This window comes from Sulfidibacter corallicola (assembly GCF_017498545.1).
GTDB lineage: Bacteria > Acidobacteriota > Holophagae > Acanthopleuribacterales > Acanthopleuribacteraceae > Sulfidibacter > Sulfidibacter corallicola.
The window spans coordinates 7345640-7363180 of sequence record NZ_CP071793.1 but is presented as its reverse complement, the minus strand read 5'-3'; the positions used below and the strand labels follow the sequence as shown (position 1 = coordinate 7363180).

The 17541-nt window shown below is 60.1% G+C and carries 10 protein-coding genes; 3 read left to right on the top strand and 7 right to left on the bottom strand.

Annotated elements, in window-relative coordinates; translation table 11 throughout:
- Positions 1 to 335: 335 nt before the first annotated feature.
- Positions 336 to 2921, top strand: coding sequence for a WD40/YVTN/BNR-like repeat-containing protein (locus tag J3U87_RS22700; protein WP_237378059.1), 2586 nt, complete (start codon positions 336 to 338; stop codon positions 2919 to 2921).
- On the top strand, positions 2918 to 5398 hold the full coding sequence (locus J3U87_RS22695; RefSeq protein ID WP_237378058.1) for a beta propeller repeat protein: 2481 nt from the start codon (positions 2918 to 2920) through the stop codon (positions 5396 to 5398). Before J3U87_RS22700 ends, J3U87_RS22695 begins: the two co-directional genes overlap by 4 nt.
- Before the next feature lie 318 nt (positions 5399 to 5716).
- On the opposite strand, the gene J3U87_RS35340 is transcribed toward J3U87_RS22695, so the two are convergent.
- The 5 genes from J3U87_RS35340 to J3U87_RS22675 form a co-directional block, all read right to left on the bottom strand.
- Positions 5717 to 6037, bottom strand: a complete 321-nt coding sequence (locus tag J3U87_RS35340; RefSeq protein WP_420038221.1) for a YegP family protein — start codon at positions 6035 to 6037, stop codon at positions 5717 to 5719.
- Positions 6038 to 7055: 1018 nt separating this feature from the next.
- Complete coding sequence (locus J3U87_RS22690; RefSeq protein WP_237378057.1) at positions 7056 to 7448, bottom strand: DoxX family protein; 393 nt, start codon at positions 7446 to 7448, stop codon at positions 7056 to 7058.
- 26 nt (positions 7449 to 7474) lie between these two features.
- Positions 7475 to 8035: a TetR/AcrR family transcriptional regulator gene (locus J3U87_RS22685; RefSeq protein ID WP_237378056.1), complete on the bottom strand. Its 561-nt coding sequence runs from the start codon at positions 8033 to 8035 to the stop codon at positions 7475 to 7477.
- A gap of 819 nt (positions 8036 to 8854) precedes the next feature.
- A complete protein-coding gene (locus J3U87_RS22680) occupies positions 8855 to 10867 on the bottom strand; it encodes an FHA domain-containing protein (RefSeq protein WP_237378055.1) in 2013 nt (670 codons plus the stop codon).
- Positions 10868 to 11059: 192 nt separating this feature from the next.
- Positions 11060 to 13177 carry a prolyl oligopeptidase family serine peptidase gene (locus J3U87_RS22675; protein ID WP_237378054.1) on the bottom strand — a complete coding sequence of 706 codons (2118 nt, stop codon included), beginning with the start codon at positions 13175 to 13177 and terminating at the stop codon, positions 11060 to 11062.
- Positions 13178 to 13556: 379 nt separating this feature from the next.
- Here J3U87_RS22675 and J3U87_RS22670 point away from each other — a divergent pair, with 379 nt between their 5' ends.
- Positions 13557 to 15551 (top strand): winged helix-turn-helix domain-containing tetratricopeptide repeat protein, encoded by a 1995-nt coding sequence (locus J3U87_RS22670; RefSeq protein ID WP_237378053.1) that lies wholly within the window; start codon positions 13557 to 13559, stop codon positions 15549 to 15551.
- 29 nt (positions 15552 to 15580) lie between these two features.
- On the opposite strand, the gene sigJ is transcribed toward J3U87_RS22670, so the two are convergent.
- Together sigJ and J3U87_RS22660 are read right to left on the bottom strand one after the other, a co-directional pair.
- On the bottom strand, positions 15581 to 16486 hold the full coding sequence (sigJ, locus tag J3U87_RS22665; RefSeq protein ID WP_237378052.1) for an RNA polymerase sigma factor SigJ: 906 nt from the start codon (positions 16484 to 16486) through the stop codon (positions 15581 to 15583).
- Between the two features lie 427 nt (positions 16487 to 16913).
- Entirely contained in the window at positions 16914 to 17474 is a 561-nt protein-coding gene (locus tag J3U87_RS22660; RefSeq protein ID WP_237378051.1) for a carboxymuconolactone decarboxylase family protein, read from the bottom strand.
- Between the last annotated feature and the right edge of the window lie 67 nt (positions 17475 to 17541).

The following is a 17541-nucleotide window of genomic DNA, read 5'->3' as shown; positions in this document are numbered from 1 at the left end:
GCGGGCCCCCGGGCTGGATGGGCCCGGATTGGGGGTCGATGCGAAGGGCGAGGACGACCTGCCTGAGAGGACGACATCCACACCCGATCTCTCTCGAACCCATTGACCCTTTCGCCGAAAAAATTGCGCTTTTCATTGACAGAGCGCGAGCGTGTGCCGCTAGGCCCTGGGAAAAGAGACGAAGGTCATCGTGACTTCGCGCTCTTTTGCTCGTGGGCATCAAACAAGTTCGACGAGCCCAACGACTTTCGGGTGATTTCCTCAAATCGCCACGCCGAGCCGAATGACGCGTCAAATTCATGGCCTTCGGGCTGTAAGACCAAAAGGTATGTTTCATGGCAATTCTCCTTCCGCGAACCGAGGTTCGCCCTCCATCCGGAGACGCTCACCCTTCCAACCCCAACTCGGGTTGGTCACGCAACGCGGGCAACATCCCCCAACCGGGAACCGGACCCCGCCTCGCCCACCGAATTCGATATGTCGCACTTCTCGCGATGCTGATCGTTGCCGGTTCCAACGGCCTGTTCGCCCGCGATACATGGACCACGTCCCTGCTCGAGGGAGACTTTCACGGCATCGCCCATGGTGACCCGGGGTTCGTCGCCTGCGGGAATTCGGTGAACAACAACGGCGGATTCTGGTTCAGTGCAGACGGATGGCACTGGGCCGGCGTCGCCCTGTCCGAGCACACGCCGATCGCCGTCGTCTGGACCGGGCAACGCTATGTCGCCGCAGGTGCCGGAGGCATGCACACCAGCAGCGATGGCAGATCTTGGCAGCCCGTGCCTGAATCGCCGACCACGGCGACCCATCTCTTGTGGGATGGCACCCGTTTGATCGCCATCACGGGTACCTTCGACCATCAAATTTTCTTGTCCGATGCCACGGGCCAGGTCTGGCAGGAACTCATCGACCATTCCGTGGAGCGAACCACCGACGACCTGAAGCTGGTCGGCAACGGTGAGCGGTTTCTGGTGATCTCCCGCAACGAGGTACATGCCTACGACGAAGCCAACGGTTGGACACCGGACATCGAGGCCCTTCGAGAACCCCGAACCGATTGGCTGTACGCCGTATGGACCGGGACGGAATTCCTGTTGCGCGGGACGGACGGGCATGCGGCCACGAGTGCCGACGGTCTCACCTGGACCACGTTCGAAACGAACGTGATTCAGGATCCGGTCGGCCTGGCGTGGGATGGAACCCGGTATGTGGAGTTGAACCAAGCGGGCACGATGGTGAGTGATGACGGACGCGATTGGCAACGGATTTCCGCGCCAATGGACGAAGTCACCGGCCAGCCGCACCGACCGAACCTGACCCTCATGGTTGCGGGCGGACGTCTTTGGCTCCCGACCGCAGCGGGTCACATGCTGACCAGTATGGACGGCATTCGGTGGTTACAGGCGGCCCCTCGCCTGCGCTCTGGACGACACCTATCCAAACGTCTGGGTTCCCGCTTGTTTTTCCTCGGAAACGCGCTGCTGAATACGACCGATGGCGTTCGTTGGTACAAAACGCTTCCTCCCCCCGCCCTGGACGACTACGCATTCTTCGACGTGGCCTGGAGTGGCAGCCGTTACGTGGCGGTCTCCTCCTATGGCCGGGCCTTCAGTTCCCCTGACGGCGAAGTTTGGGAGCCGCACCACCTGGGCACCAAACGCGACCTGATTTCGATCACCTACGCCCAAAATCGATTTTGGATTCTCGACAGGCTGGGCGCTCTCCACGTCCTCGACGATGCGATGAATCTGACGCGACAAGAAACCCTGTTTTCCACGACCCTTTTCACGTCTGACCAACGCGTCGGCCTGGTAAGTCATGATGACCGAATCGCAGCCATCTCCACCTCGGAATTCAGGGTGCGCGAAGAAGAAGACGTCTGGCTCGCGAAACGACGGACTGGTCCCGTTCCCGTGTTTCCCGTGACCAATGAACGGCTCCACTTGAGCATCGAGGGAACCGACCGATTGATGGCCTCCGTGGATGGCATTCACTGGGCGGACAGTTATCGACCCGGTCACCTCTCGGGCGACGCCATTCGCTCCTTGGACCTGTTCGGCGACACCTTCCTGATGCTGGCCGACAGCGGGACCTTCATCAGCGAGAACGGCCGCACCTGGACCGAGGTCCCCTCGCCTGAGCTGCCGTTCCAACCCCACGCCCTGTTCACGACCCCCTCTGCCACCATCGCCCTCGATCAGTTTGGTAAATTGGCGACCGGACAGTGGCAACCCGAAGTGGAGGTGCCGGTTTCGGATCCGGCGGCCATCGTGCTGCCCTGGATCGTCAACAACGATCAGTGGTCTAGCCGCGTGACCTTCTTCAATGCCGACGAATTCCCCAAAGAGTTGGTTTTGCGGGCCGTGGACCAGGACGGCCAGACCCGCGACATCGAGCTGACGCTGCCGAGCCAGGCGGTTCGGGCCTACACCGGGAACGAGCTGTTCGGTGACATGACCGGGTACAGCCTGTTCCTGATCGGCGACGGAACGAACGTCACCGCCTCCTACATCACCTTCAACCGCGAGGCCCTGTCCGGTGGTTCGTCTCCGTCCCAAGCGACCGCGGTTTCCGTCGAGTCCCTGAGCTCCCGGGCCCTTTTCGGTTACCTGCCCACCGACGGGCACGCGGCCCTGGTCTTGGTCTGCCCCGAACTCGGCGCCACCCGTACGCCCGTCGTGCTGGAGTATTTCAAGGATGGCGTCACCATCGAAACCGGTGAGGTCCATCTGGAGGGCAACCAGCCGACCGCGATTCCTTTCCCCACCCACTGGATCGGGCCGAGCGACCCCGAGGGCCACTGGACCGTGATGGCGACCGCCCAAGACGGCGCCCCCATCACCGGCACGACCTTCGTGTTCAACGACAATCGGCAACCCTCGATGGCCGCCGCGATTTCCCTGGAGGTCCAACAATGAGACGATTAATCGATAGGCAATCCCCAAGACGGCTCTCGTTGTCGAGCCGTCCCCTCATCCTTTTCCGCCTGTGTATTCTGGTTCTCGTCACGAGCGGGTGGCCGTCTTTCGGCGGCTGGACCCCATCCGGCAGTCCCTTCAACGTGGCCCGTTTCCACATCCGCGGCGAAACGTTGCTTTCGGCCGGAGGGGCGAGCCTCTTCGAAGCGAGCAGCACGGGCATCCTGGCGACCAGTGCGGACGGCGACACCTGGCAAAACCTGCTCGAGGGTGAGCTCTACTCGGTGACCGGCATCGCCGACAACGGCACCCAATTGCTGGCGACCACCGGGAGTTCGGTGGTGTGGCATGGTGTCGACGGCCAGCAAGGCCTTCAATGGCAACCATACCCGACCGAATTGTTGAGAGCGGGAAGCCCGGTCTGGGCCTTTGGTTCCTGGTGGTGCGTGGTCCCCGGCGATCTGGCGCGCAGTTCGGACGGCATTCACTGGGAAAAAATCGGATTCGACGATCTCTTCATCGATTCCTACAGAGCTCGCCTGCATTTCAACGGAACGGTTTTGGTGTTCGCGTCCAAGAACGCGCCGCCGCGGATCACGACCGATGGGCACACCTGGCAACGAGGCGACGACGGCCAGCGTTGGTCCGACAACCCCTTGTTCCTGGAGAGCTTCGAGGGCCGCTTCTATGCGGGATTTCCCGAGGGAAGATTGCGCATCAGCGACGACGGCGATACCTGGCAGAACCTGAGTTCCCTGTCGACCGGGAGTTTGACCGGCATGGCCCGGAACGGCTCCCAATGGCTGATCGTCACCGATGCCAATCAGGTCTTGAAGAGCGCCGACGGGATGAACTGGGCCGCCCATGCACGGCAATCGCAATGCGGTTCGGCGGTGCCCAACGTGTTGACCGGCGTGACCTGGTTCGGGGGCCGCTTCATCGCCGGCGGTTCCGACGGCTCGACGTGGTACAGCGCCGATGGTGACCAGTGGACATGCCGCGTATCCACCCATTCCTGGGAAATCGTGGAAATGGCGGAAGGCAATGGCGTCTTCGTCGTCGTCGATGAGCTGGGGCGCATCGCAGCCAGCGAAAACGGCCGCGACTGGACAACCACCTTCGTTTCGGTTTCATCGAGCCAGCTCGACCTCCTGTGGACCGGACGCGATTTCGCGATCTTGAACGGTCGTTCCTATCATTCGAGTGAGGACGGCCTGAACTGGGAAACTCACGAGGCCTTGGATTTCGACATCGCCCAATTGGTCCGCGGTGAGGATCGGTCCTTGGCCCTCGACAGCGCGGGACGGGTGTGGTCCGCGACCGACGCCGAGGATTGGATTCAGGTGTCGGACGACCGCCAAGAGTTTCTGGCCATGGCCTTCCAGGGCGGCCGGTTCTTCGGCTTCGACACCGCTGGCGTGGCCGTCAGCGAGGACGGCATCGCCTGGGAGCGTTTATTCGATTATCCCGAGCAACGATATTTCCAACCCGTGCGTGCTCTGTACCGGGATGGAAAATGGGTGGTCACCAGCCCTGGCGGCGACGTCTTGATCAGCCTCGACGACGGTCAATCGTGGTTGTTCCGGACCGTCGACCGCCTCGCCATGACCCGCTCCTTGACCTGGACCGGATCGTCCTACCTCCTGGCCGCGTCCTCCGGCGATCTGTACGCCAGCGAGGATCTCCTAAACTGGACCCACCACGTCAACGCGTTCGAAGGGGAATTGGCGAGCCTGGCCGCCCATGACGGGACACTGGTCGCCTTGGATCCTCAAAATCGCTTGTATCGCAGCACCGACACGTTCGCGGTCGCGCAGCCGACGCATCCGCTTCGCGCGGTGGTACCCTGGGTGGTGCACAACGACCAATGGACCAGCCGCATCGCGATCTTCAACCAGGGTACGCGAACGGGCGACATCCTGGTTCGCGCCGTGGACCAGCAGGGCGAGACCCGCGAGCGGATGGTGACCGTGAACGCCTTGGCGGTCGCCACCTGGCAGGCGGACACCTTGTTCCCGGGCCTGAGTGGCTACGCGCTGTACCTGCACACCGACCTCCCGGTGGAGGCCTCTTTCCTGACCTTCAACACGGAGGAAGTGTCCGGCGGCATGTCGCCATCCCAAACGACGGCACCGCTCACCGCCTCGCTGACCTCGGAACTCGTGTTCGGCTACCTGCCAGGCGATCAAATCGGCGCCATCGCGCTGGTGGCGGGTGAATCAACCGAGGACGTCACCCGCGTGACGCTCACCCTGTACGACGACCAACAATCACCGCTGAATACGCGCGAGCTGGTGTTGGAGGGGAATCGGCCGACCGCAATCCTGCTGGTCGACTTGTTCCCCGACACGCCCTTGCCCGCGAACAGCTCGCTCACGGCCGTGGCCGAGGATGGAAGCCTGATCGCCGGGACCACGTTCCTGTTCAACCTGATGCGCCAGCCTTCGATGGCGCGCGCGGTTTCGGTCGGCCACTGACCCGACGTGGCCGTCCGACCATGGAGATCGGGGTGTACCGCAACGTCGCCCCGATCGTTCCTGGTCCTTCCGTGATCATGGCGCCATTCGCCGGTGTGCCACCTTCTGATAGGTTTTAGTTTCTAACATTTTGAAAAAAAAATTGTTGATCACGGTGTATGAGTAAACTGCGAGCAGGTCCTATCACCAGGTCACAAATTAGGTCCAAACTCGAGTGGTGAAATTGCCTGTTCAAGGTTCACCTTACACTGGCTACTTTCAGTCAACGAAGCAGACATTCACGTGGCAGTCTTCAGCGCTTAACGGGCTCATATCTTTTTAATGGTACCCATTCCGGATTGCGTTTGACTCACAATCAGGTTTGTTGGAGTAGCCTTCGGTTGCTGCGCCTACGACTTCCCCATTGGGAGCGATTCGGCGCCAGCGCCACTTCCCGGAACGATCCGTGTAAAACTCCCAGCGATCCCTGGCCCCTTTATCTGAAGCCCCGCCATATCCATGGCGCCGTGTATTTTCGATGCAATTGCTCTTATTCGAGTAGCCCTCACTGGAGGCACCAACAATGTTCCCATTGGGAGCAATCCGGCGCCAGCGCCACTCTCCCGCTCGATCACGGTAGAATTCCCATTTGTCAGCCATGTGCACCCTCTCCTCGTTTTGGCATTCGTTGGCAATAGCCAACCGTCAATTTCTAGTGCGAAATCCGAGGGTGTTTTGACTCAAGTGGGGAGCTTGACCTTTTTCGAGCGGGATACGCTCCCTGAATTGCCCCGCTTTCTCTCAAAAGGTATTGATAGATGCTGGCCTTGCAGGTATCTCCCTCGAAATGGGAGATATTTCTCTCGCCTCGCTCATTTGAAGCAATGTTGCTCGGAGTGCCCGAATGTCGAGAGATTCATCGTGCCAGGTGGGTTCATCGGCCCGATGAACTTTTCGAAGTGATCCATCCGAGGAGTTCCCGCACGCTTCGAGGGTCGGCGCGGCAGTAAGTTGGCCGGCTCGGCCGACACTTCGGAGCGGCCCAGGCTTCGCAAGATCGGGTGGTAAAAGAGCGAAGCAGGTAAGTCGAGCCTCTAGGTCTCTCGATGATTGATTTCAATCCATGCTAGGTCACTTCGAATGGTGGAGCAAGCTGCTCCACCTACAGGCTTTACGTCTCTTACGCACGTACGGGCTTTCCGAACCGGCTCACTTCGCGTTGTTTCTTTCCCGAAATCGAACGGGATTGCCCGCTTGTTCGTGGCTCTCTTGAAACGAATTGGTGCGTTCAACCTGAGAGGGGTCTTACCACCGTCGAATCCTTATCAGGAAACCAGGAAAAATTGAAACCAGGAAAGGATGGACATGGTTCGCCACCAAATGCCCATCCTTTCCTGGCTTCCAACCTTCATGGGTTTCTGCTTCATGTTTCAGGAGAATGACCCATGGCCCTGCGCCAGAAACCAGGTATGGCGTTTCTTTCTCGAGATCGAGCTGGGCACCCGCCCCGTTTGTTCGTGGCTCTCCTTTGAAACGAATAGGTTTGGAGTGCCCATAGACCGAGAGATTCGTCGTGCAGGCGCAGTGAGGCCCTGTCGATCCATCACGGCCGTATGGCAGGCGCAGTCACCGGTCGGATGGCGACCAACCCATGTTCCCGCATCAAACGAAATACCTTTTATTTCAGCTCCTTCACATGCAGCGTGATTCGAGAAACGAGAATCAAAATCAGAGCGACAACTGCCCCGCCAAACTCAGTATCGTTAGGGTTGATTGGATTAAAAACATGAGCCCCGATTGCAAGAAGGGAGTTAAAGAAAAAGCCTGCATAGGCCCACTCCCTGATGAGCTTGGGAAGCGGTGCCCAAAGGGCCACAACACCCAACAATTTGGCGATCCCCATTGGAATAATCAGCCAAGCTGGAAAGCCAAGAGCATTAAAGCCATCGACGAGTTCACTACTGAACGAATGGACAACCACATCACTCATGGACAAATACATAAACGAGCCACCCAGCGCCATAAGGGAAAAGGCACCCGTCGAAAAATAGTACGCTATTTTATTTTTCATTTTCAAATCTCCATTTTCAAAAGGCTTCAACCAATTAACATCGCTTTCAAGCGTGAATGAACTTGCCTGCCGAATCCCGAGCCCTTCACCCTCGAGTAAGCCATCGCCCCCTTCGAGGCACTTAAAACCATGGACGCGAGTGCATGCGGATCCCCAGATACTTTGAATACGGCTTCTTGTTGTCCTTGCCGGATGATCTCAGCCATAGTATCAACTTCGAGATCGGTAATTTCTTTCAAGGCAGATAGATTCTCCTGAGACAACTTGTCTCGATCAGACAACAGAGAAGTCACCGGACATATTATTGCCTTATCGCAATTTTCAATAGAGTGAGCAAAGAATTGATCAAGCTTTAGAACGGCAGATCCCTCACTGCTCAAAACAGCTTCAGAGAAGCCCTCCAAACCTGCCTTCATCATGGAGAGCACGGCCTGGCACAAGTCTTCTTTTTTGGAGAAGTGGTGATGGATGCTCGCCTTGCTGATCCCTAAACGATTGGATAAATGCTGATAGCTTAGTGCATTAAACCCTATGGTTTGAACGAGTTCGAGAGTTCGGGTCAGTATTTCCGTTTTTCGATCCGGCATCGTTGCTCCTCCTTTCACCCACTCTACCAACTAGTAAGTAGAGTGTCAAGACACTCGTATCCGCGACCGTCGGGATTTAGAGAGCCAAAGCAGCCGTATCACGGAAGGAGGACAACATCCGAGCTGAACGATTTCCCGCGCGTGCAGCCACAGGAGCCTCTGAACTGCCTTCAACAAATGCAGAGCTGGACACCACCCTGAAGGGTCGGCGCCTCCCTGTACCCGCATTTCCGTTTTATTCAAATTGAAAAGCGGAATGGGAAGCATTGAAGCCCGGTTTATTCCCCAGGTCGACTGCGGAAGGATTCAGAGCGTTGGCAATTTTGAGGATATTCGCGAAGAGGTGATTCTCTCGCCTCGCGCTCTAGAGACGAGTTGGTGTGCATTCAACCAGAGAGGGGTCTTACCACCGTCGAATCTTTATCAGGAAACCAGGAAAAATTGAAACCAGGAAAGAATGGACATGGTGTGCCACCAAATGCCCATCTTTTCCTGGTTTCCAACCTTCATGGGTTCATGTTCCATTTTTCAGGAGAATGACCCATGACCCTTCGCCAGAAACCAGGTATGGCGTTTCTTGCTCGAAATCGAGCCGAACGCCCGCCCCGTTTGTTCGTGGCTCTAATGAACCGATGTAGGTGCGGTCCAGCCCGACTCAACCGGCCAGGGCCTCCTTCAAGCCACCCGGAGGACCTACCACCCCTGAAGAGCCTGCCCGGCCGCACCGGTCCTTGGCGACGCATCTCTTGGCATGCGAATGGCCCAAGCGGGCACACTCAGCTTTGGTCCCAGACTGCTTCACCCGCCGCGAGCCGCGGATCAGATCTCGTTCATGCGTTGGAGGAAAATCTTGCCGGCCGTGTCGAAGAACTTCTCGGAGACAAACAGCTCGTCCATCAGGCCGAAGCGGTAGTCGTACTCGGCCCAAAGCGCTTCGGCATCGTCACTTACCGCGACCACCTTCTCCAGCGCGCGCGGCCCGATCTCCTGCTGGAAGTCGCGAAACCACAGGGTGAACGCCTCGCCGAAGGAATCCAACAGCACCCGTAGCCGCTCTTTCAGCGCGTCTTCGCGGTCGGCCTGCTCCTTGTCCTCGAGGACGTCCAACACGTCGCGCGCCATTTCGGCACCGAACCGCTTCTCCAAAAAGGCGCGCAGCATGCTGGCCATCCGCAGGTAGAGGGCCCCCTCCTGGTTGCGCAGGCTGGGGTAACGATCGGTCATGGCGACCTGCTTGCCGGTGATGTGGCTGTCGTGGTTGCCCGGCAGTAGAGAACCGGCGCCGAAACGCGCCTGATCCCAATCCTCCAACATCGCTCTGAAAAAATTGCAGGACAAGGTCTTGCGGTTGGCCTCGGGCCCGAACGAGAGTTCCGCGTAGAGAAAACTCAGTTGCTCCAACCGCGTCGCGCAGAAATCGAAAAAACTCTCCAACGCCATGAAGTTGTGGCGAACCAGCAAGGTACGGCGCAGGTACTTCAGCGCCTTTTCGGAGATGCGACACTTGGTGATTCGCTCGAATTCCTGAACCAGGTTGGTCATGATGTCGCGATCGACCTTGCCCAGGTAATCGTCCAGGTGGACCACGGTCACCGAGGAGAACCGGCTTTGGATCGCGGGCAGCAAATTGGAGTCGATGGCCAGGACGGTGGCGTGCGGACGGCGGTGCACGGCGTGGATGAGCGCCTGGGGATCGCGTTGCTGGGACTCCATTAACCGCACCAGGAACCCGAAATGATCGATGCCGACCGTCAGCGAATCCTGTAGGTCGGATTCGAGATTGCGCAGGTAGCTGCCCAGGAACTCCATTTCATTGAAGATCGCGAACATCTGCGGATCGAACAGCCGCTTGTTCTGCGCCTTGAACAGCGAAATGTCGACCTTGGGCAGCGCGTGGAAACACTGTTTGAGGATCGTGGTCTTGCCGGTCCCCTTGCGGCCCGTCAGCAACACGACGCGGGTCTGCCGCAGGGCGTGATCGAAATGGCGCCAGAACCGGGCCGGCAGAATGATCTCCTTGACGTCGCTGTCGTAGGGCGTGAGGGTGACCTTGTCGGTGCACTCCAGCGGATCTTCGTCCTCGTATTCGTTTTCCTGAATGCCCAAAAGCGGAAAAAGCAGGTTGAAGGTATCGCTGAGCAGCAACTTCAGGTGCGGCAGCCACTCGCTGTCCCCCAGGCGGATGACCTGTTCCATCATGGCCTGGACCATCGGCGAGATCACGGTTTCGGTCTTTTTGGTGATCTTGTACTGGTACACGAGGAAGTCGTTGATCCAGCGTAGGTTGCCTTCGAAGAGGTGCAACTTGTCGATGCGGTGGCGGAGCTTGGCCACGTCGTATTTCAGCGACTGGAGGAAGCGGAACACCTCTACCTGCTCGCTCTCCAGCATGGCCAGAAACAGGTGGAGCGTGCCGACCATCGGCGAATCGCGTCGTTCCGCCTGGGCCACCGCCTCCTGGAGCAGGGGGTGCTGGGCATAGGCCTCCATCTGCGGGCGCCGCAGCGGCATCGGCTTGCCCTGAACCAGCTTGGCACCGGAGGCGATGCGCAGGACCGTCGATCCCACCACGAAAAAATCGTCGACCGGCACGAACTTGTTGGGCGAAACCTTTTTTCCGTTGACGAAGGACCCGTTGGAAGAATTCATGTCCATCAAGTGAAGCTCGTCGTCCACCAGCTTGACGAGCGCGTGATTGCCCGAAATCCACGGGTCGTAACCCATGATCATGTGGTTGTGTTTGCTGCGGCCGATCGACAACGGCTCGGCCTCGCCCACCACGTAAGATATGCCCTCCAAGGGTCCGGAAACGACCTGCACCACCTTCGACATAAAAACCCTTGAACCTCAGCCCATCCAAATCAAAAACCGGCGTTGCAACTCACCACCCGCTCTTCAGGACTTGAACCTTAAGATATCAGGGGCGGAGTTGCAACCGAATTGGTTCGGTAACTTGCTCGGGCTGGCCCTCGCGGGCGTTGGCACAAAGGTCGAGGACGAGGTTGTCGTTTCCGGAAGCCGCGATCAAGACGACGTGGTATCGATGTCCAGCACCTTGATCAGGAACGAGAGGATGTCGATCCAGGAATCGAGGGTCTGCTCCTCGTGATTGCCGTACTGATAATGGCCCCCATCCCAAATCATGCGGGTCAGGATCGGTGCCTCGCAGCGCTGGGCGTGCTGCAGGGCCGCCTGGAACTTGTAGCCGTGGGCGGCCACGGTCGATTCGTCCTTTTCACCCAGCAACAGCATCGTCGGTGGGTAGCAGGTCCCCTCGGCCACGTTTTGATAGGGCGACCATTTGCGAAGTACCGCGAAGTCCTCGGCCACGTCGGGATCGCCGTTGCCCCAGACCCAGTACTTGCCACCGGGGTACTGTTTGAACCGCAACATGTCGATCGCGGGCCATTCGATCAGGGCCGCACCGAACAGGTCGGGCCGCTGAACCAGGGCCGCGGCCACCAATTGCCCGCTGGCGCTGCCGCCGTTGATGGCCAGCAGCTTGTTGGTCGTGTAGCCCTTGCGGATGAGGTGTTCGGCCGCGCCGATGAAGTCGTCGATGCCGTTCTGCTTGTGGTGGCGGATGCCCGCCTGGTGCCAGGTGGCGCCGTATTCACCGCCACCACGGCAGCCGGGCAGCGCGTAACGTCCGCCCATTTCCAGCCACGCCACCAGGTGCGGCTGGTACCAGGGAAAGGCCGACCAGCTCCCCGCGCCGTAGCCGTACATGAACAGCGGTCCCGGCTCCTTGTTGTCGGCGCCCTTGCGCTCGACGATGAACATCGGCACCCGCGTGCCGTCCTTGCTTTGGAAGAACTCCTGGCGGATCACGAAATCGTCCGGGTCCTGACTGCTCTCGGTTCGCGCCAACAGGGTCACCTTGCCGCGCTTCACATCCAGGCGGTAGATGCTGCCAGGATCCACCAGGCTGCTGCTGCCGATGGTGGCCAGGCCGTCGCCGTAGGCACCCGGACCGACGCCGAAGAAGCCGCCGTTGGGAATCGGGACTTTCATTCGCTTGCCGCTCAGGCTCTGGATGTGCAGTTCCGGCCGGGCGTGGACGCGATAGGAGAGCAGGAGCCGATCCCCCTCGAGCGAGGCGCTGACGAGGGTGTGTTCCGACTGCGGGACCACCTCTTTCCAATGCTCGGGCTCCGGCGATTTGGGATCGACGGCCACGATCCGTCCGCGCGAGGCGCCATCGTTGGTCTGAAAGTACAACAGCCCGCGGTAGTCGCCCACGAAACCGACGGGATCGTGGAGATGGAACAGTTCCCGAAATGTCGCGTCCTCGCGGCCCTCTTCGCGAATGGAGACCACGCGAAGCTTGTCGTTTCGGCCGATTTGTACCAGGTACCGGCCTTCGCCGAGCACACTCTTGGCGAAATACCAATTGGTTTCACCTTCGCCGACGGATATGCGCTGGTCCTTGGCCTGGGGTTGACCGGGGCGGTGCTGATAGATTCCGAGATAGTGGAAGGTCTCGGTCAGCTCGCCGCCCTTTTTGGGGAGCTTGAAGCGCTCGTAATAGAAGGACTGGCTGTTGCGCGCCCAGGTAAGCGAAGCCATGCGCGTATTGAGGCCGGTGACGACCTCGCCCAGCACCGCGCCGCGGGTGAGGTCCATGATCTTGATGCGCACCCAGCGGGAGGAAGAAGGGCCGAAGTAATAGGCCAAGTAACGGCCGTCGGGACTGGGCACGAACCCCTTGAGGACGGAGCCTTTCTCCACCCCGTTGCGGGTCAGGAGGCGACGCGCCTCACCACCCTCGGGCTGCACCCACACGGAGAGAATTCCCACACCGGGACGGGATTTGGCGAAGAACAGCTTGCCGCCGGCCAAGGTGGCGCGCCCGATACGCGCCACGTCGTTGATGCGCTTCAACCGGGCCCGCAGCCCCTCGCGGCCGGGCACGTTCTTGATGAACTGGCGGGCGAAGGCGTCCTGATCCATGACCCAGGATCGGACGGCATCGTCGCTCATCTGCTCCAGCCATTGGTAGGGGTCGACCACGGTGTGGCCGTGATACTCGTTGGAAACGGGGACCCGTTTGGCGACGGGTTGGGTCAGCGTGCCGGCCGTCAACGGCACCGACAGGCTCGTACACAGAATCATCAGGACTGCCTGAATGGCGTACTTCATCGGAAATCCTCCCGAAGGTTGGAAATGAACCGAAATGCGGTTGGGTTGCAGCCAGATTAGGCGGGCGCGGCCGAGCCTGGCGATGGCGGGGCCCTTAAATGCGTCTTAAACGTTTCTTAAATGACTGAAAGGAAAAACGTAACTGGTTTATTCAAATGTGTTTACCTCTTTATCTCAAGGATTTGGTTCGATCCCCCAATCACCGCCGATTGGGATAAAATGAGGGCGTCCACCGAGCTTTTCTGTCAGGCAGTTTCGGACGGCCGCACCTCGTCGCACGGCTCCGGCCCGGTTTCCCGTTCGACCTCACGGGAACCCAAATCGCGCCGAAGCGCGAGGCTTCCCCGATCAGCGAAGCCGTTCATTTCGGGATCCCTTCATGACCGTTCACGTGAAAATGAAATTTGGCGAATTCGAATACGACCCCGCCTCCGGCGACCTGGCCGGTCCCGCGGGGACGATTCGGCTCCACGACAAGCCGGGCCAAGTGCTTCAGGCACTGGCCGCCCACGAAGGCGAGGTCGTGACCCGGGACGCCTTGCAAAAGCGGCTCTGGCCCGAGGACACCCACGTGGATTTCTCGAATAATTTGAACGCCGCGGTCAAGCGACTGCGCGACGCGTTGGGCGATCAGGCCGCCGATCCCCATTACGTGGAAACGATCCCTCGCAAGGGCTATCGCTTGATCGTGCCGGTCGAGATGATCGACCTTGTCCAAGCGCCACCCTCGCCGGAGAAAGAGGAACCCCACACGGCCAACCGGGAAGAAGAGGAGCAGGTGCCGGTCCCGCCGGAACCGACCGCACCCCCACCGACCCAAGCCGATGCCCAAACAGCGGCCCCCAACCCCGCGCGAACGAAGCCTCGCCGCCGTTCGCGCGGGCCTTGGCCGTACCTCACGGTTTCGTTGGTCCTGGTCGTCCTCGGCGTCGCCGCCTTTTGGCGCGGCAGGGCGACCGTCGCCAACCCACCCGAGGGCAAAATCATGTTGGCGGTCCTTCCCTTCCAGAACTACACCGGCGACGCGCGCGAGAACGATTTCGCCGACGGCCTCACGGAGGAACTGATCACCCATCTGGGCCGCCTGCAGCCGGAACGGTTGGGCGTCATCTCGCGGATCTCGGCCATGACCTACCGCGACGCGCCCAAGACCATCGCGGAAATCGGCCAGGAGCTGGGGGTCCACTATATATTGGAAGGAAGCCTGCGTCGCAGCGGCAACCGGGGTCGCATCACCGCCCAGTTGATTCAGGTGGCGGACCAGACCCACCTGTGGGCCGAAAACTACGACTTCGAGCCGGGCGACATGCTCGCCATTCAGGACCGGGTCGCACACCAGGTGGCCAAGACGCTGACCTTGGAACTCCTCGACGGAGCCATGCCCGCCATCGCCCGCGCCAGCCTGGCCGACACCCGCGCCTACCACGCCTTCCTGCGGGGTCGGAACGCCTGGTTCCAATTCAACGGCGACGCCTACCTACGGGCCGTGGCCCATTTCGAGGAGGCCCTGACCATTTCACCGGATGCGGCCATCGTGTACGCGGGCCTCGCCGACACCTACAACCTGCTCGCCTTCACGTCCAAGATGAACCAGGCCGAAGCCTTCGAACTGGCCAAGTCCACCGCACACGAAGGCCTGCAACGGGATCCGGACTCGGCCGAGGCCCACAACGCCCTGGCCTTCGCCCTGCTCTACCACGATCGCGATTTCGTGCAGTCCGAGTTCCATTTCCGGAAAGCGGTCGACCTGAACCCCGGTTTCGCCATGGCCTATCACTGGTACGCGGGCCTGCTCTCGGCGCGCAATCGCCACGACGAGGCGATCGCGGCCATGGAGACCTCGCTGCGGCTCGACCCGGTCTCGCTCAGCTTGCGTTCGGATCTGGGTTGGTACTTTCTGTTCGCCGATCGTCCCGAGGAAGCGGTGACGGCCTTCAAGGAAACGCTCGCCCGCAACGAGCACTACGGTTGGGCGATGGGCGGCCTGGCCCAGGCCTATTTCGAATTGGGTCTCTACAAGCAGGCCTGCTACACCCTGCGCAAATCGCTACACCTGGACGGCTGGAGCGAGACCGAGACGGCATTTTTGGACGGCCCCAACCCCAGACGGGCCTGGTTCGATGCGCTTTCCGTCCAGAAGGAAAAGCGATTGCGGGAAGTCCAGGGCGATCCCTCGGGATATGCCCTGGAAATGGCCATGTACTGCGCTCAGTTGGGATCGATCGACGAGGCTTTCACCTGGTTGGATCAGGCCCACGCCGACACCTGGCTGGTGTTTCTCGAGGTGGATCCCCGGCTGGATCGCCTGCACGCCGATCCCCGCTTCCGACCCTTGGCCAATTCCCTGGGATTGAACGGGGTGTTCGGCAAGTAGGGCGAGACCTGATCGGGCCTCGCCACCAATTACCCCTGGAACAGTTCCAGTTTGTCCGGATTTCGCATGACGTAGACCGTCCGAACCCGATCGCCGTCGACGTCCAGCATGAGCACGGTTCCCGTCAGGGGACCTTCGCGGAAGATCATCGCCGGGGCGCCGTTCACCCAATCGATGCTGTGCGTCAGCGTTTCCGACCGCTTGCGCGCCAGCCCCACGAAGAACTTGCTGACGCGATCCGAACCGTACACCGGACGCAGCGCGCTGGGCACTTTGCCGCCGCCGTCGGCGAACATCACCACATCGCGGTGGAACAGGGCCAGCAGATCGGTGAAGTCACCTTCATGGGTGGCTCGTAGGAATCGATTCAGCAATTCTTCCAAATGGCTCGGTTTCGCCTTTCGGATCGGTGTGCCGGTTCCCAACCGGTTGCGGGCCCTGCGGCCCACCTGACGCGCGTGATCCTCCCGGATCTCGAGCCACTCGGCGATGTCCCCATAGGGGAACTCGAAGACTTCGCGCAGCAGGTACACGGCTCGCTCCAAGGGACTCAACCGCTCCAGCACCACCAACAGCGCGTAGGACACCATCGATCCCCGCTCCGAGGCGGCCGTCTCGCCGGGGATCAGGTCGGGTACCGGCTCGGGTAGCCAGGGCCCCGTATAGACTTCGCGCTTCTTTCGGGCGGATTTCATCAGGTCCAGGCACAATCGCGAAGCGGTTCGGGCCAGCCAGGCCCAAGCGGAAGCGACCTGCTCCGGAGCCGAAGCTTCCCAGCGCATCCACGTATCCTGCACCACGTCCTCGGCATCCGCCCAGGATCCCGTCATTCGGTAGGCCAGGCCCATCAACATCGATCGATGGGCCTCGAAGACCGAAGTTCTGCGGTTCTGCTCGTCGATCGAAAAGGGCGCGTCGTCCGTTTTGGCATTCATAGATACTCCTCATCCGGGCGAACCGGAAACCATTGATTCTTCATGATAACTGGTACCCATCCAGAAACAGCGGTCTATCAGTTGTGTGCTCTGAATCGGCGGGAACCTCGACGTGATGCGGTTTCGGCCGCCAGGTTATAAATTCCAGCTAATCACCAGTAAATAAGATCCTTGCCGAAACCTGACGCCTGATACCCGATGCCGTACGCATCCAGGCGAACGATCTCGGCGGTCACCACCCCTCCGTTCCTGGATGGGGACTAGAGGTGGACCTGAAAGCGACAACCTCGAGATCGATACCACAGGTCGGGCACCTGTTTCCGGCAGGGTGCCGAACCCTCCGGCTCGGACATCCCGGAGCGAAGTGGCCGCCCGGGGACGACCACCCCCGTTCCAGGATGTCGCGTGCCCTGTTGCAGGCCAACGCTCACAGTTCCGATTCCGGTTCGAAATCGAAGTTGAGCACACTGCAGGATACCCCGTGGCCCATGCCCTTTTTCAGCGTGGGGAACACACGTGCCGAGGCGATCGCGATGGCCAGATCCCCCAGACGGGTCGAACCCACCATCGTCTCCACTTTGTCGACGTGCTCGGCCAGGTCGGCCGTATTGCGAACGACCGCGTTGGCGTAGTGGTAAAGCGCACGCAATCCGTCATCGCGAATGTCGTCCACCCGGCCTTCGACCACCGCCCGAACCAGCTCGGGATTGACGCCCGCCATGATGGCGAGGCGAATATTGATTTGCAGGCAGGGCCCGCAGTCCTCGTTTACCATCGTCGCCAACTTGACCACGGCCAATTCTTCGTTGCTGGCTTCGGCCCGGTGATAGGCGAGCGGCATGAAGTTCAGGAATTTGGCCAGGCCTTCGGTGTTGTGTTCGGCGAGATCGCGGAGATAGGTGAGTGTTTGCCCCACGTGGGCTTCCATGGCGGTGACTTCATTCAGGGCTTCACGGGCATCGAGCTTGGAAACGACTTGTGCATTCATGTGGATTCCTCCGATGTGTTGTACCCGGTCTTCCGGGTGTTCGGAGACAAGACGAGGTAGCGATGCG